The sequence below is a fragment of the Actinomadura sp. B10D3 genome (assembly GCF_039871695.1).
Lineage (GTDB): Bacteria > Actinomycetota > Actinomycetes > Streptosporangiales > Streptosporangiaceae > Spirillospora > Spirillospora madurae.
In genome coordinates this window covers 43,083-69,959 of the sequence record NZ_JBDPLY010000025.1, presented here as the reverse complement: position 1 = coordinate 69,959, position 26,877 = coordinate 43,083, and the positions used below count along the sequence as shown (strand labels likewise).

Genomic DNA, 26,877 nt, shown 5'->3' with positions numbered 1-26,877 from the left:
GCTGTCTCCCCGGTCCTCGCACGTGGTCGATGAGGCTACCAACTCCGTCCCGGTCGGGGCGCCCGGACCGGCCGTGCCCGCGGGGCGGGCACGGCCCCCGGCTCAGATCTGGACGCGCGCCTCGACGGCCTTGACGATCTCGTCCACGGCCTCGGCGATCGGGACCCCGTTCTTCTGCTCGCCGCTGCGGTACCGGAACGACACCGCGTCCTTGGCGACGTCGTCGTCGCCCGCCAGCAGCATGTACGGGACCTTCTGCTTCTGCGCGTTGCGGATCTTCTTCTGCATCCGGTCGGAGGAGGTGTCGACCTCGACGCGCAGGCCGTGCTCGCGCAGCTTCGCCGCGACCTTCTCCAGGTGCGGGACGTGGGCGTCGCCGATCGGGATGCCGACCGCCTGGACGGGCGCCAGCCACGGCGGCATCGCGCCCGCGTAGTGCTCCAGCAGCACGCCGAAGAACCGCTCGATCGATCCGAACAGCGCCCGGTGCAGCATCATCGGCCGCTGCCGGGAGCCGTCCGCCGCCTGGTACTCCAGGCCGAACCGCTCGGGCTGGTTCGGGTCGACCTGGATGGTGGACAGCTGCCAGGTCCGGCCGATCGCGTCCTTGGCCTGCACGGAGATCTTCGGGCCGTAGAACGCGGCGCCGCCCGGGTCGGGGACGAGGTCGAGCCCGGTGGACTCGGCGGCCTCCCGCAGCGCGGCGGTGGCCTTCTCCCACATCTCGCCCGAGCCGATGAACTTCTCGGACTCGTCGCGGGTGGACAGCTCCAGGTAGAACTCGTTCAGCCCGTAGTCGCGCAGCAGGCCGAGGACGAAGTCGAGGAGCCGCTTGATCTCCTCGCCCATCTGCTCCTCGGTGCAGTAGATGTGCGCGTCGTCCTGGGTCATGCCGCGGACGCGGGTGAGGCCGTGCACGACCCCCGACTTCTCGAACCGGTACACCGACCCGAACTCGAACAGCCGCAGCGGCAGCTCCCGGTAGGACCGGCCGCGCGCCCGGTAGATCAGGTTGTGCATCGGGCAGTTCATCGGCTTGAGGTAGTAGTCGCCGCCGTCGACCTCCATGGCCGGGAACATGTCGTCCTTGTACCAGCCGAGGTGCCCGGAGGTCTCGAACAGGTTGCCCTTGGAGATGTGGGGGGTGTTGACGAACTCGTACCCCTCCTCCTCGTGCCGGCGGCGCGAGTAGTCCTCCATCACCTTGCGGACGGCGCCGCCCTTCGGGTGGAAGACCGCGAGACCGCTGCCGATCTCGTTCGGGAAGGAGAACAGGTCGAGCTCGGCGCCGAGCCTGCGGTGGTCGCGCTTCTCGGCCTCCTCCAAAAACTTCAGGTACTCGTCCTGCTTCTCGCGCGACTCCCACGCGGTGCCGTAGATCCGCTGGAGCTGCGGGTTCTTCTCGCTGCCGCGCCAGTAGGCGCCGCCGCTGCGCATCAGCTTGAAGGCGGGGATGACGCGGGTGGACGGCACGTGCGGGCCGCGGCAGAGGTCCTTCCAGCGCAGATCGCCGGACTTGGCGTCGAGGTTGTCGTAGATGGTCAGCTCGCCACCGCCCACCTCGACGTCGGCGCCGTCGGCGGCGTCCTCGACGGGGCCGGCCCCCTTCAGCCCGATCAGCTCCAGCTTGTAGGGCTCGGCGGCCAGCTCGGCGCGGGCGTCCTCCTCGGAGACGGGACGGCGGGAGAACCGCTGCCCCTGCTTGACGATCTCGCGCATCCGCTTCTCGATGCGCTTGAGGTCATCGGGGGTGAAGGGCTCGGCGACGTCGAAGTCGTAGTAGAAGCCGTTCTCCACCGGCGGGCCGATGCCGAGCTTCGCCTCCGGGAACAGCTCCTGGACGGCCTGCGCCATCACGTGCGCGGCGGAGTGCCGCATGATCGCCCGGCCGTCGTCGGAGCCGATCTCGACCGGCTGGACGGCGTCGCCGTCGCGCAGCTCGCCGGCGAGGTCGCGCAGCTCACCGTTGACGCGGGCGGCGATCACGGTGCGGCCGTCGGCCTCCAGTGCCTGCCCCGCGGTGGTGCCCGCCGGCACCGCCCGCTCGCTCCCGTCGAGGGTGATGCGCAGCTCAGACACGGTGGACACGGGTACTCCTCGCGATGGTGGGTTGGGATCAGCGGGTTCCGATGCTATCGACTCGGGGTGTCCCCCGGACGCATGCGGCTCCATCGGCCGCTCCTCTCGTCGGGCGGAGGCCCGGCACGTCCCCGGACAGCGGAAGGGCCCCGGGAACGCTCCCGGGGCCCTTCCGCGTGCGATGTCAGGACATGCCGCGTTCGCGCCGGGAGTGACCCGGCGTCGTCGTCTCGAAACAGGCGAACGGCATGCCACCACTGTAGCCGACGGGCACGCGCGCGGCACGGCGGTTCCACGCGGTCACGCGCGGGCTCTCGACGCCCGCGGCGCTTCGAGGCGGTCCATGTCCTCCAGCTCGCGGCCCTTGGTCTCGGGCACGGCGCGGAAAACGAACACGAACGCCAGGACGGAGAACAGCGTGTAGATGCCGTAGGCCAGGCCGAGCGAGAAGCCGGAGATGCCGGGGAACGTCGTGGTGATCAGCCAGTTGGCGAGCCACTGCGCGGCGGCGGCGACGGCCAGCGCGGAGGCCCGGATGAAGTTGTTGAACATCTCGCCGAGCATCACCCACACGACCGGGCCCCAGGTCGCGGCGAAGGAGGCGACGAACACGTTGGCCGCGACGAGCGCGACCGGCCCGGCGGCGTCGCCGAGGCGCGGGTCGCCGTCCACCACGGGCGCGGTCGCGAAGCAGACCGTGAGGACGCCGAGGGAGACCGCCATCCCCGCGGCGCCGGTGAGCAGCAGCGGCCGCCGCCCGATCCGGTCGACGAGGGCGATCGCGACCAGCGTGAAGGCGACGTTGACCACCGAGTTGATCACCGAGGTGAGCATCGCGTCGTCCTCGGAGAACCCGACGGCCTGCCACAGCGAGGACGAGTAGTAGAAGATCACGTTGATGCCGACGAACTGCTGGAAGACCGACAGCAGGATGCCGGCCCACACGATCGGCAGCAGGCCGAGCCGGGGCCCGCGCAGGTCGCGTAGGTGCACGGGCCGGTCCGCGGCGATGGACCGCGCGATCTCGCGGATCTTGGTGTCCACGTCGCCGCGGCCGCCCATGACCCGCCGCAGCACCTGCCGCGCGCGGGCCGTCTCGTGCTTCTTGACGAGGTAGCGGGGCGACTCGGGGATGGTGGTGGCGATCACGCCGTACATCACGGCGGGGACGATGCAGCTGGCGAACATCCAGCGCCAGGCGCCGCCGCCCCAGGGGAACGTCCCGGTGGCGCCGCCGTCCGAGAATTGGGCGATGACGTAGTCGACGACGAGCGCGGCGAAGATCCCGAGCACGATCGCCATCTGCTGCAGCGAGCCGAGCCGCCCGCGCAGCTCGGCCGGGGCGATCTCGGCGATGTAGGCGGGGGCGATCACGGACGCGGCGCCGATGGCGAGGCCGCCGACGAGCCGCCAGAAGGTCAGGTCGACCGCGCTGAAGGCCAGCGCCGAGCCGAGCGAGCTGACCACGAACAGCACGGAGGCGATCAGCATCACCCGCACCCGGCCGATCCGGTCGCCGAGCGGCCCGGCGAACCAGGCGCCGGCGGCGCAGCCGAGCAGCGCGGCGGACACGACGAAGCCGACGGCGAAGCCGCCGAGGCCGAACTGCTCCTTGAGCGCGTCGACCGTCCCGTTGATCACCGAGGAGTCGTAGCCGAACAGGAAGCCGCCGAGTGCCGCGGCGCCCGCGAGGAGCACCGCGATGGCCGACGAGTGCGCCGCCCCCTCCGCCCCCTCCGCCCGGTCGTCCGCCGCCGTCCCGCTTCCTGGAGCGCTCATGGGGGCGGATCTTCCCGGGAGGGGGAACCTTATGCGGACCCTTTGCCGCGGGCTCAGTCGCGGATGGCGATTCCGAGGACGTGCGGCGAGGCCGGGTTGCCCCGGCTCGGCTCGGGGAACTCGAAGCGCCGCTCGGTTCGCACGGTGAAGCCTCCGCGGGCGATCAGCTCGCCCGTCGGGCGGGTGAGGTGGCAGCCGCCGGCGAGGAACGGCCAGAGCACGTCGGCGCAGCGCTGGAACCGGACCTTCCCCGGCGTGCTCCCCCGCACGTGCTCGTAGTAGCGCAGCTCGCCGCCCGGTCTGAGGGCGCGCCGCAGCTCGGCCAGCGCGCGGGCGGGGTCGCGCACCGAGCAGAGCACGAGCGAGGCCACCGCCACGTCGAACGACGCGTCGTCGACGTCCAGGTCCTCGGCGACGCCGGGACGGACCGTCACCGGCACCGGGGCGCGGCCCGCCGCGTGGTCGGCCATCGCGCGCAGCCGCGGCTCGGGTTCGAGCGCGACGACCTCGGTGACCTCGGGCGGGTAGTGGGCGAAGTTGGCCCCGTATCCGGCGCCCACCTCCAGCACGCGGCCGGACGCCCCGGCGAGCAGCTCGGCACGGTGCGCGTCGCCGCCCGCCCTGGCGCACTGGGCGTCCAGCCGCGGATAGAGCCGGGCGAAGATCGGATGGCTCAGGTCGCTCATCCCCGCAGTCTCCGCCGCCCCGGCGATCACTGCAAGATCGCGGCCCGGCGGCGCGCCGCGGTCACCAGTCGTCGGCGGACTCGTCGGCCAGCCGGACGAGCTCGCCGTCCTGGCCGAGGTCGTAGCGGCGCATGGTGGCCAGGGGCGGCGAGTAGACGTGCACGCTCACGGCGGGCGCGTCGCCGGTGTTGCGCACGTCGTGGACGTAGCCGGGGCCGAACGCGCGAACCTGCCCGGCGCCGATGTCCTCCCGGGTGCGGACGCGGTCCTCCTCCAGTGTGCCGAGCGCGACGGCGAAGGCGCCCGCGGAGTCTCCGTGGTCGTGGAACCCGGTGGACTGGCCCGGCAGCCAGCTGATCAGCCAGATCTCGTGGTCGGCGTCCAGGTGGACGCGCTCGTACCAGCGCCCGTCCGGATCGAGCCGGACCCGGTGCACCCACTCGTGCGGGGCGGCGGCGATCTCGCGGGCCCGCTCGGCGAGCCGCGGCGGCGCGAAGCGTCCGTCGCGGGTTCCGGGCACGGCGGCATCGGTCGTGGTGACGGTCATCTGGGTCGTTCCCCTCGCGGTGTGGGCCGTTCGTCCTCGCCGGTTTCAGGACGGGCGGCGACACAGCGCGCTGGCCTGGCGGCGCAGGTCGACGTGGAGGCGCTCGTGAAGGAGTCCGGTGATCGTCACGGCGACAAGGATGCTCCAGGTTCCCTATAAAGTCAATCGGAAATAACAGGTAGCCGATACCCAGGGGCCGGTCCGGATCTCCCTCCAGGGGGGCAGGTCAGTGGGGCGCCGGGCGTTCTAGGCTCACGAGCAAATGAACGAACCAGACCACCCCGCGTCCGGCAGCGGCGCCCGGCTGCTCGCCGGCGTCCGCGCCGCCGTCGTGCCCGGCCGGGACGACCCGGCCGTCTTGCTGCTGCCCGGGTCCCTCGCCCTGCGCGCCCCGATCCTGGTCTTCCTGTTCGCGCTGGCGGTCGGCTTCACCGGCGGGTCCATCGCCATCCCGATCCAGATGTACGGCGTCGATACGGGGCTGGCGTGGCCGCTCGGCGTGCTGCAGGCGACGCCGCTGATCTTCGCGGCCCGCTGGCCGCTCGCCGCCTGGCGGATCGCGATGATCGGGCTGCTGCTCACGGTCGTCGTCCGGCACGGCGACGGGTTCATGCCGTGGCCGGTGACCGCGATCCTGGCCCTGGTCGTCATCCTGTTCTTCACCGGCGTCGGAGCCGACCGGCAGACCACCGTCGGCGTCGGCGCGGTGACGATCGCCGCCGTGCTGCTGCCCGCGGTGGTGCTCGGGATGCCGGGCTGGTTCGGGATGATCCTCGCCGGAGTCGCGACGGTCGCGCTGACGTTCGGCGACGCGGTCGGCGGGCGGCACTCGGCCGTGGAGGAGCTGCGCCGGCGCGAGGAGCAGCACCGCGCGGACCTGGCCCGGCAGGCGGTGCTGGAGGAGCGCGCCCGCATCGCCCGCGAGCTGCACGACGTGGTCGCGCACCACATGTCGGTGATCGCGATGCAGGCGGAGGCCGCCCCCTACAAGATCCCGGACCTGCCGGACGCCGCCCGCCAGACGTTCGGGGTGGTCCGGGACGCGGCGCGCGAGGCGCTCACCGAGACGCGCCGGGTCGTCGGGCTGCTGCGCTCGGACGACGAGGGCGCCGAGCGCGCCCCCCAGCCCGGCCTCGACCGGCTGGACGACCTGGTCGCCGCGGCCCGCCGCTCCGGGCTGTCGGTCGCGACCGTCGTCGTGGGGATGCCGCGCCCGCTGAACACCGGCGTCGACCTGTCGGCGTACCGGATCGTCCAGGAGTCGCTGAGCAACGCGTCCCGCTACGCGCCGGGCTCGCGGGTGCACGTCGAGGTGAAGTACGGCTCCGACTCGCTGGCGGTGTCGGTCACCGACGACGGCGCCCGCGACGAGCCGGAGCGGTCGCAGGGCGGCGGCCACGGGCTGGTCGGGATGCGCGAGCGGGTGACGATGCTCGGCGGCAGCCTCGACGCCGGCCCGCGGGACGAGGGCTGGGCGGTCGCCGCCGAGCTGCCCTATGGAGATCCGGACTGACGATCGCCCCGGCCCCGTAAGGTTGGTTCGTGACGATTCGGGTGCTGATCGCCGACGACCAGGTGATGATCCGCGACGGGCTCGCGGCGCTGCTGTCCTCCGATCCCGGGATCGAGGTGATCGGGCAGGCGGGCAACGGCCGCGAGGCGGTGGAGATGGCCCGCCGGCTCGACCCGGACGTGATCGTGATGGACATCCGGATGCCGGAGATGGACGGCCTCGCCGCGACCGCCGAGCTGACGGGCGACCTCGACCCCGACGCCGACCCCGTGGAGGCGCGGCCGAAGGTGCTCGTCCTCACGACGTTCGACCTGGACGAGTACGTCTACGAGGCGCTCGGCGCGGGGGCGAGCGGGTTCCTGCTCAAGGACGCGTCGGCCGCCGACCTGGTGAACGGCGTCCGGGTGGTGGCGGCCGGGGACGCGCTGCTCGCCCCGTCCATCACCCGGCGGCTGATCGGCGACTTCGCCCGCCGCCGCCGGCACCAGCGGCCGAGCCCGAAGGCCACCGCCGGCCTGACGCCGCGCGAGCTGGACGTGCTGCGGCTCATCGCGCGCGGCCTGTCCAACGCCGAGATCGCCGCCGAACTGGTCCTGGCCGAGCAGACGGTCAAGACGCACGTGGGGCACGTGCTGACCAAGCTCATGCTGCGTGACCGCACCCAGGCCGTCGTCTACGCCTACGAGAACGGCCTGGTCGGCTAGCGGGCCGGTCAGCGCGAAGGGTCGAGGACGAGCTTGCCGGTGGTGCGGCGGGCGCGCAGATCCTCGTGGGCCCGCCGCACCTCGGTGAGCCCGTACTCGCCGCCGGCGACCACGCGCAGGCGGCCCTCCGCGGCGAGGCCGAACAGCTCGTCCAGGGCCTGGCCCATCACGTCGCCGGGCAGCCGGAAGACGTGCGCCAGCCACATGCCCGAGATCGTGGTGGAGTGCGCCATCAGCGCGGCGGGCCGGACGGGCGACGGCTCCTCGCGCGAGGCCATGCCGTAGAAGGCGAGGCGGCCGAACGGGGCGAGGGCGCGCAGGCTCTGGTCGGTGACCGTGCCGCCGGTCATCTCCAGCACGGTGTCGACGCGCCTGCCCTCGTTGGCCTCGATGAGCGCGTCCTTGAGGTCGGGCTCGTTCGCGTCGATCGCGACATCGGCGCCGAGTTCGAGGGCGAGCGAGCGCTTGTCCTCCGACGACGCGGTGGCGATGACGCGGCCGGCGCCCCAGGCCTTGGCGAGCTGGACGGCGAGCGTCCCGACCCCGCCCGCGGCGGCGTGCACGACCACGGACTCGCCCGGCGCCAGGTGCACGCTGCGGCGCAGCAGCAGCCACGCCGACGCGCCCTGGACGATCATGCCGAGCGCGGTGACGTCGTCGATGGCGTCCGGGACGTCCCAGGCCAGCGCCTCGGGCGCGACGGCCTTCTCGGCGTAGCCGCCGGTGCCGACGAGCGCGACGACGCGGCGGTCCCCGGCGGTGCCGACGACCTCGCCGCCCGGCACCATCGGCAGCGTGGACGCCGCCAGGTAGCTGTTCTCGGCCTGGTGGGTGTCGGCGTAGTTGATCCCGGCCCGCGCGACGTCGATGAGCAGATGGCCCGGCCCGGCGACCGGGTCGGGCAGCTCGGTGACGTTCAGGACCTCGGGCCCGCCGAACTCGGTGATCTGGATCGCGCGCATGACTCTCCTCAAGGGCCTGATACCCGCTCAGCGGGGGCCGGGGACGCCGCGGAACGTGAAGGGCTCGGACGGGCGTCCCGGAACGACGTACCACGCCTCGCCGGTCCCGTCGGCGTCCAGGATGCGCATGAACGCCTCGACGACGTCGCCCACGTCCAGGATCGGGAAGCCGGTCTCCTCAAGCCGCCCCTTCATCGGCGTGAGTATGTCTGTGTCGGCGAAGGAGGGGCAGAGCGCGTTCACGCGGATGCCCTCCTCGGCGAAGGTCGGGCCCAGGGCGCGCACGAGGCCGACGACGGCGGCCTTGTTCGCACCGTAGACGGGGTCGAACGGCGTCGCGGTCAGCGCGGCCATGCTGGCGGTCGCGACGATGTCGCCGCCGCCGCGGGCGCGCAGGGCCGGCAGCGCGGCGTGCACGCCGAACACGACGCCGTCGAGATTGACGCCCATGGCCCGCCGGTACGCGGCGAGGTCGAAGTCGTCCCCCACGCCGCCGCCCCCGGCGACCCCGGCGTTGAGGAACGCCACGTCCAGGCCCCCGAACCGCTCGACGGCGGCCGCCACGGCGACCTCGCTCGCCTCGGGCTCGCGGACGTCGCAGCGGACGAACGCCCCGTCCAGCTCCTTCGCCAGCGCGTCCCCGGCCTCCGCGTCGACGTCCGCGAGGACCACGCGGGCACCCGCGCCGGCGAGCCGGCGCGCGACCGCGGCGCCGATGCCGTTGGATCCGCCCGTGATCAGGGCGACCTTGCCGGTGCCGTCGAAGGCTGGCATGGGGACTCCTTCCCGAAGTAACTGACTCGTCAGTTACTCTAGCGGAATGGACTTCGGTTTGAGCGGGCGGGCCGAGGAGTACCTCGGCCGCCTCCAGGAATTCATGGACTCCCACGTCTACCCGGCCGAGCCGGTCTACGCCGCCCAGCGGGCGGAGCTGCGCACGGCCGGACGCGAGCACCACGTCCCGCAGATCGTCGAGGACCTGAAGGTGGAGGCCCGCAAGCGGGGCCTCTGGAACCTCTTCCTCCCCGGCAGCGAGGACCCCGCGCACGGGCTCAGCGTCACCGACTACGCCTCGCTCGCCGAGGTGACGGGGCGCTCCCCCGGCCTGGCGCCCGAGGCCATTAACTGCGCGGCGCCCGACACGGGCAACATGGAGGTCCTGCACCTGTTCGGGACGCCCGAGCAGAAGGAGCGGTGGCTCACGCCGCTGCTGAACGGCGAGATCCGCAGCGCGTTCGCGATGACCGAGCCGGACGTGGCGAGCTCGGACGCCACCAACATCTCCACCCGCATCGAGCGGGACGGCGACCACTACGTGATCAACGGCCGCAAGTGGTGGATCAGCGGCTCCGCCGACCCGCGCTGCAAGATCATGATCGTGATGGGCAAGACGGACCCTGAGGGGCACCCGTACCGGCAGCAGTCGATGGTGCTGGTCCCGCTGGACGCGCCCGGGGTCGAGGTCGTCCGCCCGCTGCCCGTGTTCGGCTACCAGGACCAGCACGGCCACTGCGAGATCACCTTCACCGACGTCCGCGTCCCGGTGGAGAACCTCGTCGGCGAGGAGGGCGGCGGCTTCGCGATCGCGCAGGCCCGGCTCGGCCCCGGCCGCATCCACCACTGCATGCGCGCGGTCGGGATGGCCGAGCGGGCGCTGGAGCTGATGTGCGAGCGCGCGGTCTCCCGCGTGGCGTTCGGCGGCCCGCTCGCCAAGCAGGGCGTGGTGCGCGAGCAGATCGCCGAGTCGCGGATGGCGATCGAGCAGGCGCGGCTGCTCACGCTCAAGACCGCCTGGATGATCGACAGGCACGGCGTCCAGGCGGCGAGGTCGGAGGTGGCGGCCATCAAGGTGGTCGCCCCGCGCGTCGCACTGGAGGTCGTCGACCGCGCCATCCAGGTGCACGGCGGCGCCGGCGTCAGCGACGACACCCCGCTGGCCGCGATGTGGGCCGGCCTGCGCACGCTGCGCCTGGCGGACGGGCCGGACGAGGTCCACGTCCGGTCCGTGGCGCGCGCCGAGCTGGGCAGGTACCTCGGCACATGACCGGTGACACGGGGGAGGTCGCGCCGGCCGCGGGCACGCGGCGGCGGATGCCGCACGCCCGGCGGCGCGAGCAGCTGCTCCGGGTGGCGCTGGAGGAGTTCGGCAGGCGCGGCTACCACCTCACCCAGATGGAGCACGTGGCGGCCGCCGCGCAGGTGTCGAAGGCGCTGCTGTACCAGCACTTCACCTCGAAGGAGGAGCTGTTCGCCGAGGTCACCGAGGCGATCGTCGCCGAGCTGACCGGCCGGCTGAACGAGGCCGTTCTGGCGGCGCACGGCTCGGCCGACGGCATCCGGGCGATGATCCGGGTGCTGTTCGACTACGCGACCGAGGAGCCGGACGCGTGGGCGCTCGTGGTCCGGCACCTGGACAAGCCCGAGGTGGGGCTGGAGCTGCGGGAGCTGCGCGACCGGCTCGGCACCGCCTTCGCCGACCTGCTGCTGCGCCGCCGCCGCGCCGACCCGGCCCTGTCTCCCGCCGCGCTGGAGGTGAACGAGCGGCGGGCGCGGCTGCTCGTCCCGCTGATGTACGGGTCGATGCTGTCGATGGTGTCGTGGTGGCTGGAGCACCCGGACACCCCGCGCGAGCGCGCGGAGCAGATGGCCGTGGAGTTCATCTGGCTCGGCCTCGACCGGCTCCGCACCGGCGAGCGGCTGCCCAGGGAGTAGGGCGCCGCCGGCCCGCGGGCATGCGAAAGGCCGGGGACGGCGAGCGTCCCCGGCCTCGATGCGCTGAATCCGCCGCGGTTAGAGCGGGGAGACGTTCTCGGCCTGCGGGCCCTTCTGGCCCTGCGTGATCTCGAACGCGACGCGCTGGTTCTCGTCAAGGCTGCGGTAGCCGTTGGTGGCGATCGCCGAGTAGTGGACGAACACGTCCGGGCCGCCGCCGTCGGGCGCGATGAACCCGAAGCCCTTTTCGGAGTTGAACCACTTCACGGTGCCTTCGGCCATGATCTTTCCTTCCGGGTGGACGTCACCGGCCCGCCGGTCGGCGGGCCGGGCTGCAGCGGACTCCCTCACGCCCGCCGGTCACCCGGAGAAAACGCTTCGAGACTGCCTGGTGCCCGGCCGCGGCCGGACGCCATCGTGCAACACCCCGAACTTACCCGATGCGGCCCCGGTTGGGGGAACCGACACCCTGTGCAAGATCGGCGAGTGCCGCGGCGGCCCGGTGGCAGTCGTGGAAGGTGCAGTACAGCGGGACGGGCGCGAGCCGGACGACGTCGGGCTCGCGGGCGTCGGCGATCACCCCGTGCCGGTCGGCGAGCGCGCGGACGAGCCCGCCGGCGTCCGCCACCCGCAGCGAGAGCTGGGCGCCGCGGGCCGCCGGGTCGGCCGGCGTGATGATCTCCAGGCCGGCCGCGCGCAGCCGGGACGCCAGGTAGCCGGTGAGGCGCTCGCTCTTGGCGCGCAGCGCGTCCATCCCGACCCGGTCGAAGATCTCCAGGGACGCCAGGACGGGCGCCAGCGCCATGATCGGCGGGTTGGACAGCTGCCAGGCGTCGGCGGACGCCGGCGGCGCGATGCCGGGCCCCATCCGGAACCGGACCGCGGGGTCGGTGCCCCACCAGCCCTGCAGCTTCGGCACCGAGGCGTCCCGGACGTGCCGCTCGTGGACGAAGCATCCGGCGACCGCGCCCGGCCCGCCGTTGAGGTACTTGTAGGTGCACCACGCGGCGAAGTCGGCGTCCCAGTCGTGCAGCCGGAGGGGAACGTTCCCGGCGGCGTGCGCGAGGTCCCAGCCGACGGCGGCGCCGGCGGCCCGGCCCGCCTTGGTGATCGCCGCCATGTCGATGAGCTGGCCGGTCAGGTAGTTGACGCCGCCGAGCAGGACCAGCGCGATCGTGTCGCCCTCGCTTTCGAGCAGGGCGAGGACGTCCTCGGTGCGCAGGTTGTCCTCGCCGTCGCGGGGCCGCAGCCGCACGACCGTCGCGGCCGGGTCGAGCCCGTGGTGGACGGCCTGGCTGGCGACCGCGTACGAGTCGGACGGGAACGCGGTGTCCTCGATGAGGATGCGGGTCCGCCTCCCGGACGGCCGGTAGAAGCTCGCCATCAGCAGGTGCAGGTTGACGGTCAGCGAGTTCATCGCGACGACCTCGTGGGGTCGCGCGCCGACGAGCCGGGCGGCGGGCTCGCGGAGCAGCTCGTGGTAGTCCACCCACGGGCGGCGCCCCCGCGTGTGCGCCTCGACGGCCAGCCGCGCCCAGTCGTCCAGCTCCTCGCGGAGCCGCCCGGCCACGCTCCGCGGCTGGAGGCCGAGGGAGTTGCCGGCGAAGTAGGCGGCCTCCTCGCAGGTCCCGCCGGGCGCGGGCGGGACGAGGAACTCGCCGCGCAGCGTGGGCAGCGGGTCGGTCTCGTCGAGCCGGCGGGCCTCGTCCTCGTCGCTCACGGCGTCCTTCCTCACGGTGCGGTCCCGGCGACGGCCGGGTCCGCCGCGGCGGGGGCGGGCACGTCCGGCCGGGCGAAGAACGCCGCCGCGTTGCCGCCGAGGAGCCGCGCGCGGCCGGTGTCGTCCAGTCCGGGGCAGGCCCGGATCGCCGCTCCCGGCTCCTCCTCGCCGAGCGGGAACGGGTAGTCGGTGCCGAGCATCACCCGGCCGGTGCCCATGACGTCGACGAGCAGCCGGAGCGCCCGCGGGTCGAACACGGCCGAGTCGACGTGGAAGCGGCCGACGTACTCCGACGGCGGGCGGGGCGAGTCGGCGCGGACGATGTCGCGCCGGCGCCACGCGTTGTCGGCCCGGCCGAGCAGGAACGCGAAGCTGCCGCCGCCGTGGCAGAAGCACAGCCGCAGCGACTGCGGGATGCGCTCGAACGCGCCGGACAGCATCAGCCCGAGGATGCTCAGCTGCGTCTCGGCGGGCATCCCGGACAGCCACGGCAGCATGTGGCCGCGCATCCGGTCGGCGCCGAGCATGTCCCAGGGGTGCGCGAGGACGGGCAGCCCGATCCGGGCGCAGTGCGCGAGGAACGCGGTGATCCCGTCGTCGTCGAGGTTGCGGGCGCCGACGTGGGTGCCGATGTGGACGCCGCGGTGGCCGGCCGCGGCGGCGCGGGTCGCGACGTCGCAGGCGAGGGCGGCGTCCTGGAGAGGGACCTGGCACAGCGGGAGCAGGCGGTCCGGCGCGTGCGCGCAGAGCGCCAGGATCCGCTCGTTGACCAGCTCGCACCAGTCGGCGGCGCGCGACGGCTCGGCCGCGTAGCCGAACATCAGCGGGGTGGACGAGACGGCCTGGACGTCGACGCCGGCGGCGTCCATGTCGGCGACGCGGCGCGCGGGGTCCCAGAGCGCGTCGCCCACGGGGCGGAACTCGTCGTCCCCGCTCATCATCATGCCGCTGCCGCCGCCGTCGACGCGCAGCCACGGCGCTCCCGCGCCGAGAACCCGGCATTCCTCCCGCGTGATGCGGGGGAAGGCATGGGCGTGGACGTCGACGACCCTCAGCGGACCGCCCTCGGGCACGGCGTGCTCAGACACGGGGCGCCGTGGTCGGGGTCATCGTCTGCGGCCACTTCTTGCCCGGGTGGATCGCGCCGCAGTTGGGGCACTTGCGGTCACTGCCGTAGAAGCCCTCGAACGCGGGCGGCAGGTCGTCGACGATCGAGCGGACCTGCAGTTCGGCGCGGTGGACGAGGTGGTGGCACTCGGTGCAGTACCACTCGAACGCCTCCTTCGTTCCTTCGGGGCGCGGGATCTCCACGACGAGGCCGATGGACCCGGCCTCGGGCCGCTGCGGCGAGTGCCGGACGTGCGGCGGCAGCAGGAAGACGTCGCCCTCGTTGATCTGAAGGTCGGTGGGCGGGCGGCCCTCCTCCTCCATGACGCGCAGGACCATGTTGCCCTTGAGCTGGTAGAAGAACTCCTCGATCGGGTCGTCGTGGAAGTCGGTGCGCTGGTTCGGGCCGCCGACCACCATGATGATCAGCCCGGCCTCGTCGAACACCTGGACATTGCCGACCGGCGGTTTCAGCAGGTCGCGGTGCTCGTCGATCCAGGCCTCGAAATTGAAGGGGCGCCCGTACGAGAGCTGCGGCAGGGTCATGCTCCGGCCTCCTCACCGGTCGACGTTCCGAGGGGGATGTGCGCGACGCACGACATCTCCACGAGCAGATGCGGGTGCGGGAGCTGGTGGACGGCCACGGTCGTGCGGGCGGGGCCGGTCTCGTCGAAGTACTCGCCGTACACCTCGTTGTAGCCGCCGAAGTCGTTCATGCTGACCAGATAGGCGGTGACGTTCACGGCGTCGGACAGCCCGCCGCCGGCGGCCTCCAGCAGATCCCGGATGTTCTCGATGACGGCGCGGGTCTGCTCGCGGATGTCGAGGTCGGTGACCCCCATCGCGTCGGCGCACGCTCCGGCGAACGTGCCGTCGGGGCGGCGCGAGCTCGTCCCGGACACGAACACGAAGTCGCCCGCCCGCCGCACGTGCGGGAACCGGCCGCGCGGCCGGGCCTTGCCTTCGACGAGGATCGCGTCACTCATCCCTGTCCTCTGCGGGGAGCCGACCCCCCGCACCCCCCGGTTCGCTCCGCTCATCATGTGGTGACCTCCACACTTCCCAGGCCCGCGCCGGTCACGCGGACGTGGGCGTCCTTCGGCAGCGGCACGGCGGCCGTCGCGGCGCCGGCGAGGACGATCCAGCCCGGTTCGAGGGCCATCCCGGCGCCCACCGCGAGCCGCGCCGCAGCCCGCAGCGCCCGCGCCGGGTCGCCGAGGATCGCGGCCGACGAGCCCGTCTGGACCGGACGCCCGTCGATCTCCATGAGCAGCCCGACGTTGGACACGTCGCGGGGCGGGTGCCAGGTCCCGAACCCGAACCGGGCCGCCGACGCGTTGTCGGCGATGACGTCCGGGAGCGTGAACTCGAAGCCGGTGTAGCGGGAGTCGAGCACCTCGAACCCGACCGCGACCCCGGCCACGGCGGACTCGACCCCGGCGGCGGAGCGGACCTCCCGCCCGATCAGGTAGGCGATCTCGGGCTCGATCCGGGGATGGATGAGGCGCGACACGTCCACCGACGCCTCGGCCGGCATCCCGTCGGTCAGCAGGCCCCAGATGACGTCGTCCACGCCCATCTGGACCATCTTGGCGCGGCTGGTGAAGCCCATCTTCACCCCGGCGACGCGCTCGCCCCGCCGCAGCCGCAGGTCGATCCCGGCGCGCTGCACCGCGTAGGCGGTCGCGACGTCCAGCGGCGTCCTCGCGGTGAGCTTCGGGATCGCCCGCACGTCGCGGGCGGCCTCGTCCAGCGTCGCGGCCAGCGCGTGCACGTCCACCATCACGAGTCCTCCTTGCCGAACGCGACGCGGACGTCGCCGAGCCCGTCGATGCGCGCCTCGAACACGTCGCCGGGGGCGGCCGGGACCACGGGGCCGAGCGCGCCGGTCAGCACGGTGTCGCCGGCGCGCAGCGGGCGGCCGACCGCGACGAGGGTGTCGGCGAGCCACAGCGCCGCGTTCAGCGGATGGCCGAGGCAGGCCGCGCCGTTGCCGGTGGAGACCTGCACGCCGCGCCGCTCCATCACCATCCCGCACAGCCGCAGGTCGACGCCGGTGAGCGGGACGGGGCGGTTGCCGAGGACGTACATGCCGGACGAGGCGTTGTCGGCGACGGTGTCGGCGAGCGTGATGTCCCAGTCGCGGACGCGGCTGCCGACCACCTCGATGGCGGGCAGCGCGAACGCGGTCGCGCGGATCACGTCGGCGACGGTGTGCCGTTCGTGAGTCAGATCCCGGTCGAGCACCAGCGCGACCTCGGCATCGGCGCGCGGCTGCAGGACGGCCCCGGCGGGGACCTCCTCCCCGTCCGGGACGGCCATGTCGGCGAACAGCATGCCGAAGTCCGGGCTGTCCACCCCGATCTGCCGCTGCACCGCCCGCGACGTGAGGCCGATCTTGCGTCCGGCGAGCCGGCGGCCCTGCCCGAGCCAGCGTTCGGTGAGCCGGTCCTGGACGGCGTAGGCGTCGTCCGCGGCCGTGATCAGGTCGCGGACGGGCGCGCACGGGGTGCCGGTCGCGTAGGCGCCGAGGAGCCGGTCGGCGGCGGCGTCGATGTCGGTGGTCACGGGGCTCGCTCTCAGATCTGGACGCAGATGTTGACGGGATCGGAGAAGAAGTCCAGCGAGTACTCTCCGCCTTCCCTGCCGATTCCGGACGCCTTGACGCCGCCGAACGGCGTGCGCAGGTCCCGCAGGTTCCAGCAGTTCACCCAGACGATGCCCGTTTCGAGACGCGGCGATACCCGGTGCGCCCTCGACAGGTCCCGCGTCCACACCGTGGCCGCGAGTCCGTACACGCTGTCGTTGGCGAGCGCGACGGCCTCCTCCTCGGTGTCGAACGGCGCGACGTGGCAGACCGGGCCGAAGATCTCCTCCTTCACCGTGCGGGCCGTCTCCGGGAGCCCGGTGAGCACGGTCGGCTCGACGTGGAAGCCGCCGTCGCGGGCGTCGCCGAACTCCGGCACGCCGCCGCCCGCGACGACCGTGGCGCCCTCCTCGCGGGCGAGCCGGTAGTACGACAGGACCTTGTCCCGGTGCTCCGCCGAGATCATCGGCCCGTAGCCGTCCAGCGCCCGGGCGCGCTCGCCGAGCCTCGCGGTGAACTCCTCGAAGACGGGCCGCTCGACGTAGACGCGCTCGGTGCAGAGGCAGATCTGGCCGGAGTGGGTGAAGGACGAGCGGACCGTGCCGTCCAGGGCCGCGTCGAGATCGGCGTCGGCGAAGACGAGCGCCGGGTTCTTGCCGCCCAGCTCGAACGAGACGGGCGTGACGTGGTCCGCGGCGTTGCGCATGATCGCGGTGCCGGTGGCCGACTCGCCGGTGAACGCGATCGCGTCCACGCCGGGATGGCCGGTGAGGAACTCCCCCGCCGCGCCCGCGCCGTGCCCGTGCACCAGGTTAAACGCGCCGTCCGGGAGCCCGGCCTCGTCGATGACCCGCGCGAGGAGGGTCGCGGTGGACGGGGTCTCCTCGGACGGCTTGGCGACGACGGCGTTCCCGGCCGCGAGCGCCGGCGCGACCTTCCAGGTGAGCAGCAGCAGCGGGAGGTTCCAGGGCGAGATGACCGCGACCACGCCGAGCGGCTTGCGCACGGTGTAGTTGAGCGCCTCGCCCGTCCCGCCGCTCCACCCGGGCACCTGGGTCATGTACGCCCGTTCGGGGCGCCCGTACAGCAGGTCGGCGTACGCGCGGAAGTTGCCGATCGCCCGCGGGACGTCGACGGTCGAGGCGAGGTCCCGCGGCTTGCCGGTGTCGGCGACCTCGGCGTCGACGAACTCCTCGAACCGCTCCTGGACGCCGTCGGCGATCCGCCGCAGCGCGGCCGCCCGGTCACCGGTCCCCGCCGATCCCCACGCGCCCTTCAGCGCGGCCCGCGCGGCCGCCACCGCGTCGTCGACGACCTCCCGCGTCGCCTCGGGGACGGAGCCCAGCTCGGTGCCGTCCACCGGCGCGATGAGCGGGAAGGCCTGCCCGTCCGAACGGAACACCCCGCCGACGTAGTGCTCGGCCTTCATTCCAGTTCCTCCCGGACGCTTCGGCACTCCCCGATCCTCCGCCCGCCCGGGTATGCCTGGCAAATACCAAACAGCCTGGGAGCTATCACGAACTCGTGATAGTAAGGCGGCATGCGCGCGATCGATCTGCTCAACGGGCGGCTGAAGCTGCGGCACCTCGTGCTCGTGGTCGCCATCGCCGACCAGGGAAGCGTGCTGCGGGCCGCGGAGCACCTGCACCTGGCGCAGCCCGCGGTGACGCGCAGCCTGCGCGAGGCCGAGGGCATCCTCGGCGTCGACCTGTTCACCCGCGGCCCGCGCGGGGTGACGCCCACGATGTTCGGCGAGGTGTTCGTCGAGCACGCCCGCGCCGTCCTGGCCGAGCTGCGCCGCGCCGGCGAGCGCATCACCGGGCTCGCGGACGGCGCGGTCGGCACCGTCACCATCGGCACGCTGCTGGCCGGCTCCAACGTCCTGCTCCCCCGGGCGATCGCGGCGTTGAAGCAGGACAGGCCGGGCATCACCGTCATCGTCCAGGAGGCCACGTTCGACGCCCAGGTGCCGCGCCTGCTGGACGGCGAGATCGACCTCATCCTCGGCCGCCTCAACCCGATCGACGACCTGCGCGGCCTCCGGCAGATCACCCTCTACGGCGAGCCGGTCCGCCTCGTCGCCCGCCGCGGCCATCCGGCCCGGTCCCTTCCGGACCCGTGCCTCGCCGACCTGCTCGCCTACCCGTGGGTGCTGCCCCTCGAACAGACGGCGCTGCGCACCGAGCTGGAGCAGGTCTTCCGCGCCGAAGGCCTCGAACCGCCCGGGAACCTGGTCGAGTGCACGTCGGTCCTGACCGTCCGCACGCTGGTCCGCGACACCGACATGATCGCCGCGCTCCCCGAGCTCGTCGCCCGCACCGACGCCGACATCGCGCCGCTGCCGGTGCCGCTGGAGCCCGTCCGCCGCCAGGTGGGGGTCACGCTGCCCGCGCACCGGGCGCCGACCCCGTCCGCCCGCCTCATGCTCGACCACCTGCGGCGCGAGGCCGCCGCGATCACACGGCGCGAACCAGGTCGATGAGCGCCTTCCCCGGCATCGACGCGGCGTCCGCCAGGTCGAGGACCACGTCGAAGTGGTCGCGCCCCGGCACGATCATCAGGTCGCCGGCGTCCCAGAGCGGATGGAACAGCCGCGACTGCTCCAGGAAGCCGTCCCCGTCGTGCTCGGCGGCCACGACGACGGCCGGGCACCGGTAGCGCGCCGGGAGCAGCGCCGGGCTGAGCGCCGCCGCCCGCTCCAGGTCCAGCTGCACGTTCTCGTTGACGTAGATGCGGGTGATCGGCCTGATGTCGAACAGCCCGCTGATCGGCATGGCCGCCTTGACGACGTCCTCGGGCAGCCCGAGCGCCTCCTGCCAGCCGCCGACCATCGTCATGCCGGTCAGGTGCCCGCCCGCCGAGCTGCCCCCGACCACGATCCGCCGCGGATCGAGCCCGTGCTCGCGCCCGTGCCGGTGGATCCAGGCGATGGAAGCCCGCACCTGCCGGACGATCTCCTCCAGGCTCGCCTTCGGCGCGAGCGTGTAGTCGGGCACGACGGTCGCGATGCCGTGCTCGTGCAGGGTCCGCGCCATGAACGACGACACGTCCCGCGACAGCGCCATCCAGTAGCCGCCGTGCAGGAACACGAACACGGGACGCGGCTCGCCGCCGACTCCCCACACGTCGAGGCGCTCGCCGCCGGCCTCGTCGTAGACGATCCCGCGATGCCCGGAAAGCCCCTCGACCGCCTGCTCGGACATCTCCCGGTACCGCGCCATGTGCCGCTCGAACAGCTCGGGGCCCGCCTTCCGCCGCACGTTGTAGGCGACGTCCAGCTCCTCGTCGGTGAGCCCGCTTCCCGGCCAGTCGTCCATTGCCACGCCCTCCCCAGTTCCCTCGCAGCCTCGCGCCCTCCGGCGGAATGATCAAATACCCGTCCGGCATCCCGCTATCGCGGCCCTGTCATGCGAGACGCTCAGGAGCAGGACGCCGCGGAGTACGTCGCCCGCAACCGCGACCTGTATCCGAACCTCGCCGAACACGGCCATCTCGGTGACGACGGCTGGGACACCGCGTTCACCGAGGGGCTGAACTGCCTTCTCGACGGGCTCAGCCGGCTCGGTTCCCGCTGAGCTTGATGACGTCGAGCCCGGGAGCCTTGCTGATCTCATCGGCGCAGAAGCGTTCGGTCACCCACGCCTTCCTCGAGAACAAGCGGGTCTGGTCGGCGTAGTGCGGAGAGGTGGGGTCGGCGGACTGGGAGTAGGTCAGCAGCGTCCGGGTGTCGGGGCAGGCATCGCCGTCGAAGGAGACGACCTGTACGTAGCTGGAGCCGGTCGTGACCTCGGCGTAGCCCTTCCCCGGAGTCCAGGGCGCCTCGATCTTGTTGAGGATGCCGAGACCCTCCGTGCCGCCGCCGATCGGGATCCGCTCGCCGTTGCGGACGACGTACTGGTGGTCGCCCAGCGGAGCGTCGAGCGGGATGCCGGACGACGTCAGCTCGTCGACGGCGTCCCGGAGGGCCTTGCGCGCCGCCCAGGAATTCGTGTTGAAGTCGCGGGGCGTGTCGACCGGGTCGGACGCGTCGAACGGGGTCTTCCACAGGTCCCATGCGTCGGTGGCCCTGCGCCAGTAGCGGTCGAAGAGCAGAGCGCCGCGGCTGCCGGCATCCGCCGTCCTGTCCCACCCGGCCAGGATGTCGCAGGGCTCACCGAGGCGCATGTCGCGGCACATGGCCACGGTGCCCGACGCCGCGAGCTCGCCCGCGTGGTTCCGGTTGGCGAAGACGAGGCTCTGCATGCCGGAGCGTGTGAAGCGCCCGCCGGCGAGCTGGTCCCGGACGGCGACCAGGCCGCTGCGGGTGCGGAGGGAGCGGGCGGCCTTCTCGTCGCCGATGATGCGGTCGTAGCCGGTGAGCGGTTCGTTCGGATTCGACAGCCAGTAGCTGTCGTTGGAGTTGGTGACGTAGTCGGCGCGGGTCAGCACCGGGTAGCGGCCGGGGTCGAGGATGCCCGGCTGGACGGTGCCCGGGGCCCTGCCGGGGGCACAGGACGATCTCGTCCCGTCCAGGATCGCCAGGCCGCCCTGCCGGAACGTCAGGTGGCCGAGGAGGGTGTTGCAGCGGTCCGCGAACGCGTCGGTGACGTTCGGCAGGACCTGGATCTGGGCGAAGAGCGCCTCGCCGCGCGAGTCGGCGGCGATGGTGTTGACCCACGGCAGGCCCTGGGTCTGCTTCAGCGCGCGGACGGCGTCATCGGTGGTGCGCGCCCTGCCCAGCGCGAGCGAGGTGTTGGCGAGGCGCAGGTTCGTGGCGTTCGGATCTGTGATCGCGTAGGCGTTCCAGGTCGTCCAGGGCAGGTCGATGGACGACACTGACGTGACGACCGGCCCGTACCGCGTGCGCCACTGCGTCGCTGTGACGGGCTTGAGCGAGCCGTCGGGCTGCCTGGCCTGGACGGTGACCCGCTGCCGGGTCATCTTCTCCTTCTTGCCGTCGACGAGGTAGTACGTCGGGTCGCCCGGCACCAGGCGCAGCTCGGTGAGCGTGAAGGGGACGCCCGTCGCGACCGTGTGGCTCCAGGCGAACGTCGAGGTGTGGCCGATGTTGACCGAGGGCGCGCCGAGCAGTGCGGCGCCGCTCACGTCCAGCTCGCCGGGGATCGTCTGGTGCATCTGCCAGAAGCGGCGCCCGTTGTGCCAGGGATAGTGCGGGTTGCCGAGGAGGAGGCCCCGGCCGTTCGCCGTGGCGCCGCCGCCCACGGCGATGGCGTTGCTGCCCATGCCCGCGTCCGCCATGAGGTTCCGGGCACCCTCGGCGGCCTTCCCGGGCGCCTGCTTCGAGGGCTTCACCGCGTTCCCCGCGGGCGGCTCCGCCCCGGTGATCTGGTCGGTCACCATGCCCGAGCCGCCGAGCATCGCCAGCGCGTAGCCGCGGCGGTAGACGTCCATCTCGGTGATCGGCCGCAGCCACGGGGCGCCCTTGCAGGCCGGGTCGGTGACCTTGCCTTCGCGCAGGAACCCGTTGAAGCCGGCCGCCCAGCCCCGGCTGAGCCGGCGCACGTCCTCGGTCGGCCCGTACGGAGCGGGCGCCGCCGCCAGCCGCTCGACGACCCCGCTGTCGTTGACGGCCATGAAGAAGACGTCGCTGGCCAGGTTGGTGGACGCAGAGGACAACGACCTGTCGGGCCGCTCCGAGGGCCCGAAGTACCTGGAGCGTTCCCCACGCAAGGTGACGATGCCCTGCGCGATGAGGCAGGCGTTGTCCTTCGCCGCCGCATACCCGGTGCCGTACCCGAGGCCGGCGTAGTCCTTGGCGGTGATGTGCGGGATGCCGTACTCGGTGTAGCGGATCGTCGCCGACATGGTCCGTCCGCCGACGGTCGCGGCGGATGCCGTTCCCGGGACCGCCAGGGTGGCGGGGATCAGCAGGGCGGCGGCCAGGACGGCTCCGGCTCCCGGCGATGCGGTGCGCGGCATCGGGGCTCCTTGATCACAGAGGCCCCGCAAAGCTGACATATGCCGGCGGTCCTGGCAAGGTCCGGTCCCGGCCAGGGCCTAGAGGACCTTGCTCAGGAACGCCTTCGTCCGCTCGTTGGTGGGGTTGTCCAGGATGTCGGACGGGCGGCCCGACTCGACGATCACGCCGCCGTCCATGAAGACGACGCGGTCGGCGACCTCGCGGGCGAAGCCGACCTCGTGCGTGACGACGATCATCGTGAGCCCATCTTCGGCGAGGGTCTTCATGGTGTCCAGGACGTCCCCGACCAGCTCGGGGTCCAGCGCCGAGGTCGGCTCGTCGAACAGCATCAGCTTCGGCCGCATGGCGAGGGCGCGGGCGATCGCGACGCGCTGCTGCTGGCCGCCGGACAGGTGCCGGGGGTAGCCGTCCGCCTTGTCGGCGAGGCCGACCTTGGCGAGCAGCTCGCCGGCCCGCGCGCGGGCCGCGGCGCGGGGCTCGCCGCGCACGCCGGTGGGCGCCTCGATCACGTTCTGCAGCACGGTCAGGTGCGGGAACAGGTTGAACTGCTGGAAAACCATGCCGATCTCGCGGCGCTGCCGGGTGACGTCGCGCTTGCGCAGGTGCCGCACCTTCCCGCCGGAGGCGGTGAAGCCGATCAGCTCGCCGTCGACGTGGACGGAGCCCCCGTCGATGGTCTCCAGGTGGTTCACGCAGCGCAGGAACGTCGACTTGCCCGACCCGGACGGCCCGAGCACCACCACGACCTCGCCGGGGCTCACGTCGAGGTCGACGCCCTTCAGCACCTCCAGGTGCCCGAACTTCTTGCGGACGTTGCGCGCCCGCACCATCGGCACGGACTCCTTCACAGGGGCGGTCACGGCGACACCTCCGGGGCGGGGCGGCGGCGCCGCATCAGGACGAAGTCCCAGAAGCCCTGTGGGGCGTTGCGGGTCGCGCCGCGCGAGTAGTGGTGCTCGATGAACGACTGCCCGACGTACAGGATCGAGGTGATCACCAGGTACCAGAGGCAGGCGACGAGCAGCAGCGGGATGGTCTGGAACGTCCGGTTGTAGATCGACTGGACGGTGTAGAGCAGGTCGGCGAGCGCGATCACGCTGACCAGCGAGGTGGCCTTCAGCATGTTGATCACCTGGCTGCCGGTCGGCGGGATGATGAACCGCATCGCCTGCGGCAGCACGATCCTGCGGAAGGTGCGGGCGCCGCCCATGCCGAGCGCCTGCGCCGCCTCGGTCTGGCCGGGGTCGACGGCCAGCAGGCCGCCGCGGATGATCTCCGCCATGTAGGCGGCCTCGTTCAGCCCGAGGCCGAGGATGGCCGCGATCAGCGGGGTGATCAGGTGGTTGGTGTCGCCGTGCAGGAACTCCGGCCCGAACGGGATGCCGACCGACAGCCGCGGCATCAGCGCCGACAGGTTGTACCAGATGACGAGCTGCACGAGGACGGGCACGCCGCGGAAGAACCACACGTACAGGCCGCAGGCGGTGCGCAGGAGCGGGTTGTCGGACAGCCGCCCGACGGCGAGCAGGACGCCGCCCGCGATCCCGACCGCCATCGCGATGACGGTCAGCTCGATCGTGATGGCGATGCCGTCGCCGATGATCGAGGCGTTCATGTAGCGGCCGACGACGTCCCACTGGAAGTTGTCGTTGGTCCACAGCAGGTGCGTGAACTGGGCGGCCAGGACGAGCACGATGAGCGACGCGACCCACCGCAGCGGGTGCCGGACGTGCGCGGCGCCCGCCACGTCGACGTCGGCGACGGTGTCGCGGGACTGCTCCTTGGTCAGGGTCACGTCCGGTTCACCCCTCTCTGGGCGCCAGGTTCACGCCCGGCTTGTCGAGCATGTTGGAGGCCAGGCCCCACTTGGTCATGACCTTCTTGTAGGTGCCGTTCTCCATGAGCCTGCGGAACCCTTCGAGGAGGACGTCCCGCAGCGGCGAGTCCTTGGCGACCACCGAGCCCTGGTACAGGTCGTCGAACCCGTTGGGCTTGCCGGTCCCCGCGAGTTCGAGGTCGTCGCCCGACTGCTTGACGAAGTAGCTGAGCGGCGCCTGGGAGGAGAAGAACCCGTCGGCCCGGTGCGACCGGACGGCGAGGATCGCGGTCGGCTGGTCCTTGTAGGACTGCACCTCGACGGCGGGCTTGCCCTCCTGCACGCACGTGGAGGACTGCGTCTTGACGACGTCCTCCGCGGAGCCGCCCGCCATCACGGAGATCTTCGTCCCGCAGGTGTCGGCGATGGAGCCGATGCGCTTCGGGTTGCCCTTCGGGACGGCGAACACGACGAACTCGCGGACCCAGTCGACGAAGTCGTTGGCGGCCTCGCGCTCCGGGAAGTCCCCGACCGGGCCCATCGCGAAGTCGTACCGGCCGGCCTTGATCCCGGTGAGCAGGCTCGGCAGGCCGTCCACGGTGACGTGCTCGATCCTGACGCCGAGCAGCTGGCTGAGCGCGGTGGTCAGGTCCGCGGACGCGCCGCTCAGCGACCGCCCGTCCGACCCGGCGATCTCGTAGGGCGGGAACGACCCGTTGTTGACCGAGATCAGCTTGCCGGACGCCTTGTTCTTCGCGGGCAGCCGGCCGTGCAGCTCGCGGTCGAGGGTCTGGCGGAGCTGGGCCTCGTCGACGCCCTGCGACGACTTGCCGTTCAGGATGCCCTCCGCCTCCGGCGGGTTCGCCCCGCACGCGGCGGCCCCCGCGAGCAGGGCCGCCGCGGACAGGGCGGCGATGGCGCGTCTCATGCGGACTCCTCTACGGGACGGATGGACGGGTCGACGCGGAACCGGCGGTTGGCGAGCACGGGCAGCAGGCCGCGGGCGTCGGCCAGCTCGTCCCGGTCGGCGATGGCCCAGAGCAGCCCCGGGCGCTCGCCCAGCCGGTCGCGGACGATGCCGAGCGGGTCGACGACCATGCTCGATCCGATGTTGCGGCGGCCGCACTCGCCGGAGGCCGCGACGTAGCAGGTGTTCTCCAGCGCGCGGGCGGTCACCATGACCTGCCAGTGCCATTCCTTGGCGGGGCCGCGCACCCAGGCCGCCGGCACGGCGAGCACCTCGGCGCCCGCGTCGACCAGCAGCCTGGCCATCTCCGGAAATCGTACGTCGTAGCAGGTCATGAGTCCGACGCGCCAGCCGGCGCAGTCGAGGACGACGGGCTCGCCGTCGCCGGGCGCCACCCGGTCCGACTCGCGCGCCCCGAACGCGTCGTACAGGTGGACCTTGCGGTAGACGGCGGCCAGCTCGCCGTCCTGGACGGCGACGAGGGTGTTGAAGACCTTGCCGTCCCCGGCCGGTTCGTGGACGCCGGCGACGACCGTCGTCGGCGAGCCCTCGGTGCGGGCGCGCAGGCCGGTCACGAACGGGCCGTCGAGCGGCTGCGCCGCCTCGGCGATCCGCTCCGGCTCTTCGATGAACAGGGCGAGCGAGTCCTCGGGCAGGACCAGCAGGTCCGCCCCATCCTCGGCCGCCTCGTCGATCAGCCCCATGCAGGTCTTGAGATTGGTCTGCCAGTCCTCGGTGGAGGCGAACTGGCCCACGGCGATCCTCATCCGAAGAGCTCCTCGGCCTTGATCGGGCGGGGCGCGATGCCCTGCTCGTGCAGTTCCTCGCAGAACGCGGCGGTCATGGCCGCGTTGGCCTCGGTCCCGTACGGCATCCAGTCGGGTCCGAAGATCCGCGCCTGCGCTTCGAGCTCGTCCAGCAGCCAGGGCGTGGTGTCGGCGAGCAGCCGGCGCCGCTCCAGCCACATCCGCTTGGACTCCTCGAAGGCGTCCTGGAGCGCCTCGGGGAGCCACGGGTGCTCGTCCACGACCTCGCGCTTGAGGGCGAGGAGGTGGATCCCGGGGACGAACCCCGTCCGGCCGTAGTAGGCGGCCTCGGCGGCCCGGTAGTCCCCGTACAGGTGGCGGAACCGGCCGCGGGCGGTGAACATCTCCGGCGGCATGAACGGCGTGAAGATCGCGTCGAACGTCCCGCCGGCGAGGCCCTCGACGAGGGAGGTCTCCGCGACCCGCACGTTGCCGGGCAGCGGGCGGGGGCCGACGCGGTCCTTGCCGGTCTCACCGGCGGCGAGGGGCCCGACCCGCCATTCGACGGCGGACAGGTCGACGCCCTCGGCCCGCAGCAGCGCCCGCGTCCAGGTGTTGCCGGAGTCGGGCCAGCCGGTGAGCCCGATCGTCGCGCCCGCGAGGTCCCGCGGCGAGGTGAGCGGGCTGTCCCGGCGGACCAGCACGCAGCGCTGCCGGAAGCCGCGCATCAGGAAGACCGGCAGGCCGACGAGGCGATCGTCGCCGCCGGAGCGGCCGAGGGAGTAGCGGCTGAAGGACGTCTCGCCGCCGTGCAGGCCCGGCTCGGCGAGGACGTCGGGGGTGATGTCCCGGGTCTCGATCTCCAGCGCCGCCCCGCGGGCGCGCGCCCGGCCGGTCAGCAGCGGGACGACGTGGTCCCAGTCCCGCACCGCCAGGCGTATCCGTGGAACCGGCACGACGCTCCATTTCCGCATGTAGGAGGGGTTGGAGACGCGCCTCGGGGCGCGATGCGTCCCGACTCTAGGGTCTGTT

General features: G+C 72.7%; 27 protein-coding genes. 6 read left to right on the top strand and 21 right to left on the bottom strand.

The annotated features are described in order from the left end of the window. Window positions 1–102: 102 nt before the first annotated feature. From thrS to ABGB11_RS30455, 4 genes are all read right to left on the bottom strand, one after another. Window positions 103–2,088 carry a threonine--tRNA ligase gene (gene thrS / locus ABGB11_RS30470; RefSeq protein WP_347638400.1) on the bottom strand — a complete coding sequence of 662 codons (1,986 nt, stop codon included), beginning with the start codon at window positions 2,086–2,088 and terminating at the stop codon, window positions 103–105. 291 nt (window positions 2,089–2,379) lie between these two features. Further along, the gene (locus tag ABGB11_RS30465) at window positions 2,380–3,858 is read right to left on the bottom strand and encodes a sugar porter family MFS transporter (protein ID WP_347638398.1); all 1,479 of its coding nucleotides are present in this window, start codon (window positions 3,856–3,858) and stop codon (window positions 2,380–2,382) included. A gap of 53 nt (window positions 3,859–3,911) precedes the next feature. Beyond that, window positions 3,912–4,544, bottom strand: a complete 633-nt coding sequence (locus tag ABGB11_RS30460; RefSeq protein WP_347638396.1) for a class I SAM-dependent methyltransferase — start codon at window positions 4,542–4,544, stop codon at window positions 3,912–3,914. Window positions 4,545–4,605: 61 nt separating this feature from the next. Next, the gene (locus tag ABGB11_RS30455; protein ID WP_347638394.1) at window positions 4,606–5,091 is read right to left on the bottom strand and encodes a cysteine dioxygenase family protein; all 486 of its coding nucleotides are present in this window, start codon (window positions 5,089–5,091) and stop codon (window positions 4,606–4,608) included. Between the two features lie 262 nt (window positions 5,092–5,353). Here ABGB11_RS30455 and ABGB11_RS30450 point away from each other — a divergent pair, with 262 nt between their 5' ends. Both ABGB11_RS30450 and ABGB11_RS30445 read left to right on the top strand, forming a co-directional pair. Then, complete coding sequence (locus tag ABGB11_RS30450) at window positions 5,354–6,604, top strand: sensor histidine kinase (protein WP_347638392.1); 1,251 nt, start codon at window positions 5,354–5,356, stop codon at window positions 6,602–6,604. Between the two features lie 29 nt (window positions 6,605–6,633). After that, window positions 6,634–7,308, top strand: a complete 675-nt coding sequence (locus tag ABGB11_RS30445) for a response regulator transcription factor (RefSeq protein ID WP_347638390.1) — start codon at window positions 6,634–6,636, stop codon at window positions 7,306–7,308. 8 nt (window positions 7,309–7,316) lie between these two features. Here ABGB11_RS30445 and ABGB11_RS30440 read toward each other — a convergent pair whose 3' ends face one another. Beyond that, window positions 7,317–8,270, bottom strand: coding sequence for an NADPH:quinone oxidoreductase family protein (locus tag ABGB11_RS30440; protein ID WP_347638388.1), 954 nt, complete (start codon window positions 8,268–8,270; stop codon window positions 7,317–7,319). A 27-nt stretch (window positions 8,271–8,297) separates the two neighbouring features. Further along, on the bottom strand, window positions 8,298–9,044 hold the full coding sequence (locus tag ABGB11_RS30435) for an SDR family NAD(P)-dependent oxidoreductase (RefSeq protein WP_347638386.1): 747 nt from the start codon (window positions 9,042–9,044) through the stop codon (window positions 8,298–8,300). A 46-nt stretch (window positions 9,045–9,090) separates the two neighbouring features. Here ABGB11_RS30435 and ABGB11_RS30430 point away from each other — a divergent pair, with 46 nt between their 5' ends. Together ABGB11_RS30430 and ABGB11_RS30425 are read left to right on the top strand one after the other, a co-directional pair. Next, on the top strand, window positions 9,091–10,314 hold the full coding sequence (locus ABGB11_RS30430) for an acyl-CoA dehydrogenase family protein (protein WP_347638384.1): 1,224 nt from the start codon (window positions 9,091–9,093) through the stop codon (window positions 10,312–10,314). Further along, complete coding sequence (locus ABGB11_RS30425; protein ID WP_347638382.1) at window positions 10,311–10,982, top strand: helix-turn-helix domain-containing protein; 672 nt, start codon at window positions 10,311–10,313, stop codon at window positions 10,980–10,982. Before ABGB11_RS30430 ends, ABGB11_RS30425 begins: the two co-directional genes overlap by 4 nt. Window positions 10,983–11,060: 78 nt before the next feature. Here ABGB11_RS30425 and ABGB11_RS30420 read toward each other — a convergent pair whose 3' ends face one another. The 8 genes from ABGB11_RS30420 to ABGB11_RS30385 form a co-directional block, all read right to left on the bottom strand. Further along, window positions 11,061–11,264: a cold-shock protein gene (locus ABGB11_RS30420; RefSeq protein ID WP_021595010.1), complete on the bottom strand. Its 204-nt coding sequence runs from the start codon at window positions 11,262–11,264 to the stop codon at window positions 11,061–11,063. 151 nt (window positions 11,265–11,415) lie between these two features. After that, the gene (gene kynU, locus ABGB11_RS30415; protein WP_347638380.1) at window positions 11,416–12,702 is read right to left on the bottom strand and encodes a kynureninase; all 1,287 of its coding nucleotides are present in this window, start codon (window positions 12,700–12,702) and stop codon (window positions 11,416–11,418) included. Window positions 12,703–12,713: 11 nt separating this feature from the next. After that, window positions 12,714–13,790 (bottom strand): amidohydrolase family protein, encoded by a 1,077-nt coding sequence (locus tag ABGB11_RS30410; RefSeq protein WP_347638378.1) that lies wholly within the window; start codon window positions 13,788–13,790, stop codon window positions 12,714–12,716. Further along, window positions 13,783–14,355: a 3-hydroxyanthranilate 3,4-dioxygenase gene (locus ABGB11_RS30405; RefSeq protein WP_347638376.1), complete on the bottom strand. Its 573-nt coding sequence runs from the start codon at window positions 14,353–14,355 to the stop codon at window positions 13,783–13,785. The genes ABGB11_RS30410 and ABGB11_RS30405 overlap by 8 nt, the downstream gene beginning before the upstream one ends. Beyond that, entirely contained in the window at window positions 14,352–14,795 is a 444-nt protein-coding gene (locus ABGB11_RS30400; protein WP_347638374.1) for a RidA family protein, read from the bottom strand. Before ABGB11_RS30400 ends, ABGB11_RS30405 begins: the two co-directional genes overlap by 4 nt. A 53-nt stretch (window positions 14,796–14,848) precedes the next feature. Beyond that, entirely contained in the window at window positions 14,849–15,592 is a 744-nt protein-coding gene (locus ABGB11_RS30395; protein ID WP_347638372.1) for a fumarylacetoacetate hydrolase family protein, read from the bottom strand. Then, window positions 15,592–16,377, bottom strand: coding sequence for a fumarylacetoacetate hydrolase family protein (locus ABGB11_RS30390; protein WP_347638370.1), 786 nt, complete (start codon window positions 16,375–16,377; stop codon window positions 15,592–15,594). Before ABGB11_RS30390 ends, ABGB11_RS30395 begins: the two co-directional genes overlap by 1 nt. 11 nt (window positions 16,378–16,388) lie before the next feature. Then, a complete protein-coding gene (locus tag ABGB11_RS30385; RefSeq protein WP_347638369.1) occupies window positions 16,389–17,825 on the bottom strand; it encodes a 2-hydroxymuconic semialdehyde dehydrogenase in 1,437 nt (478 codons plus the stop codon). A gap of 111 nt (window positions 17,826–17,936) precedes the next feature. Between ABGB11_RS30385 and ABGB11_RS30380 the strand changes: the two genes are divergently transcribed. Continuing rightward, on the top strand, window positions 17,937–18,878 hold the full coding sequence (locus tag ABGB11_RS30380; protein ID WP_347638367.1) for a LysR substrate-binding domain-containing protein: 942 nt from the start codon (window positions 17,937–17,939) through the stop codon (window positions 18,876–18,878). Here the strand turns inward: ABGB11_RS30380 and ABGB11_RS30375 are convergent. Beyond that, entirely contained in the window at window positions 18,853–19,713 is an 861-nt protein-coding gene (locus tag ABGB11_RS30375; protein ID WP_347638365.1) for an alpha/beta hydrolase, read from the bottom strand. The two genes, ABGB11_RS30380 and ABGB11_RS30375, sit on opposite strands and share 26 nt — an antisense overlap. A gap of 90 nt (window positions 19,714–19,803) precedes the next feature. Between ABGB11_RS30375 and ABGB11_RS30370 the strand changes: the two genes are divergently transcribed. Further along, window positions 19,804–19,971: a hypothetical protein gene (locus tag ABGB11_RS30370; protein WP_347638363.1), complete on the top strand. Its 168-nt coding sequence runs from the start codon at window positions 19,804–19,806 to the stop codon at window positions 19,969–19,971. Here ABGB11_RS30370 and ABGB11_RS30365 read toward each other — a convergent pair. The 6 genes from ABGB11_RS30365 to ABGB11_RS30340 all read right to left on the bottom strand — a co-directional run bounded on the left by ABGB11_RS30365 (window position 19,949) and on the right by ABGB11_RS30340 (window position 26,801). Then, a complete protein-coding gene (locus tag ABGB11_RS30365) occupies window positions 19,949–22,315 on the bottom strand; it encodes a penicillin acylase family protein (RefSeq protein ID WP_347638361.1) in 2,367 nt (788 codons plus the stop codon). The two genes, ABGB11_RS30370 and ABGB11_RS30365, sit on opposite strands and share 23 nt — an antisense overlap. Window positions 22,316–22,393: 78 nt before the next feature. Further along, window positions 22,394–23,146 (bottom strand): amino acid ABC transporter ATP-binding protein, encoded by a 753-nt coding sequence (locus tag ABGB11_RS30360; protein ID WP_347638519.1) that lies wholly within the window; start codon window positions 23,144–23,146, stop codon window positions 22,394–22,396. Window positions 23,147–23,172: 26 nt separating this feature from the next. Beyond that, window positions 23,173–24,111, bottom strand: a complete 939-nt coding sequence (locus ABGB11_RS30355) for an amino acid ABC transporter permease (RefSeq protein ID WP_347638359.1) — start codon at window positions 24,109–24,111, stop codon at window positions 23,173–23,175. A 7-nt stretch (window positions 24,112–24,118) separates the two neighbouring features. Further along, a complete protein-coding gene (locus ABGB11_RS30350) occupies window positions 24,119–25,060 on the bottom strand; it encodes an ABC transporter substrate-binding protein (protein WP_347638357.1) in 942 nt (313 codons plus the stop codon). Further along, the gene (locus tag ABGB11_RS30345; protein ID WP_347638355.1) at window positions 25,057–25,866 is read right to left on the bottom strand and encodes a nitrilase-related carbon-nitrogen hydrolase; all 810 of its coding nucleotides are present in this window, start codon (window positions 25,864–25,866) and stop codon (window positions 25,057–25,059) included. The genes ABGB11_RS30350 and ABGB11_RS30345 overlap by 4 nt, the downstream gene beginning before the upstream one ends. Beyond that, window positions 25,863–26,801, bottom strand: coding sequence for an ABC transporter substrate-binding protein (locus ABGB11_RS30340; protein WP_347638353.1), 939 nt, complete (start codon window positions 26,799–26,801; stop codon window positions 25,863–25,865). Before ABGB11_RS30340 ends, ABGB11_RS30345 begins: the two co-directional genes overlap by 4 nt. Window positions 26,802–26,877: the final 76 nt, after the last annotated feature.

Coding starts and splice junctions, on each gene's coding strand:
- ABGB11_RS30465 (WP_347638398.1), bottom strand. CDS start 3,858: ATGAGCGCTCCAGGAAGCGGGACGGCGGCGGACGACCGGGCGGAGGGG.
- ABGB11_RS30460 (WP_347638396.1), bottom strand. CDS start 4,544: ATGAGCGACCTGAGCCATCCGATCTTCGCCCGGCTCTATCCGCGGCTG.
- ABGB11_RS30455 (WP_347638394.1), bottom strand. CDS start 5,091: ATGACCGTCACCACGACCGATGCCGCCGTGCCCGGAACCCGCGACGGA.
- ABGB11_RS30450 (WP_347638392.1), top strand. CDS start 5,354: ATGAACGAACCAGACCACCCCGCGTCCGGCAGCGGCGCCCGGCTGCTC.
- ABGB11_RS30440 (WP_347638388.1), bottom strand. CDS start 8,270: ATGCGCGCGATCCAGATCACCGAGTTCGGCGGGCCCGAGGTCCTGAAC.
- ABGB11_RS30435 (WP_347638386.1), bottom strand. CDS start 9,044: ATGCCAGCCTTCGACGGCACCGGCAAGGTCGCCCTGATCACGGGCGGA.
- ABGB11_RS30430 (WP_347638384.1), top strand. CDS start 9,091: ATGGACTTCGGTTTGAGCGGGCGGGCCGAGGAGTACCTCGGCCGCCTC.
- ABGB11_RS30425 (WP_347638382.1), top strand. CDS start 10,311: ATGACCGGTGACACGGGGGAGGTCGCGCCGGCCGCGGGCACGCGGCGG.
- ABGB11_RS30420 (WP_021595010.1), bottom strand. CDS start 11,264: ATGGCCGAAGGCACCGTGAAGTGGTTCAACTCCGAAAAGGGCTTCGGG.
- ABGB11_RS30405 (WP_347638376.1), bottom strand. CDS start 14,355: ATGACCCTGCCGCAGCTCTCGTACGGGCGCCCCTTCAATTTCGAGGCC.
- ABGB11_RS30400 (WP_347638374.1), bottom strand. CDS start 14,795: ATGAGTGACGCGATCCTCGTCGAAGGCAAGGCCCGGCCGCGCGGCCGG.
- ABGB11_RS30395 (WP_347638372.1), bottom strand. CDS start 15,592: ATGGTGGACGTGCACGCGCTGGCCGCGACGCTGGACGAGGCCGCCCGC.
- ABGB11_RS30385 (WP_347638369.1), bottom strand. CDS start 17,825: ATGAAGGCCGAGCACTACGTCGGCGGGGTGTTCCGTTCGGACGGGCAG.
- ABGB11_RS30380 (WP_347638367.1), top strand. CDS start 17,937: ATGCGCGCGATCGATCTGCTCAACGGGCGGCTGAAGCTGCGGCACCTC.
- ABGB11_RS30375 (WP_347638365.1), bottom strand. CDS start 19,713: ATGGACGACTGGCCGGGAAGCGGGCTCACCGACGAGGAGCTGGACGTC.
- ABGB11_RS30370 (WP_347638363.1), top strand. CDS start 19,804: ATGCGAGACGCTCAGGAGCAGGACGCCGCGGAGTACGTCGCCCGCAAC.
- ABGB11_RS30365 (WP_347638361.1), bottom strand. CDS start 22,315: ATGCCGCGCACCGCATCGCCGGGAGCCGGAGCCGTCCTGGCCGCCGCC.
- ABGB11_RS30360 (WP_347638519.1), bottom strand. CDS start 23,146: ATGGTGCGGGCGCGCAACGTCCGCAAGAAGTTCGGGCACCTGGAGGTG.
- ABGB11_RS30350 (WP_347638357.1), bottom strand. CDS start 25,060: ATGAGACGCGCCATCGCCGCCCTGTCCGCGGCGGCCCTGCTCGCGGGG.
- ABGB11_RS30345 (WP_347638355.1), bottom strand. CDS start 25,866: ATGAGGATCGCCGTGGGCCAGTTCGCCTCCACCGAGGACTGGCAGACC.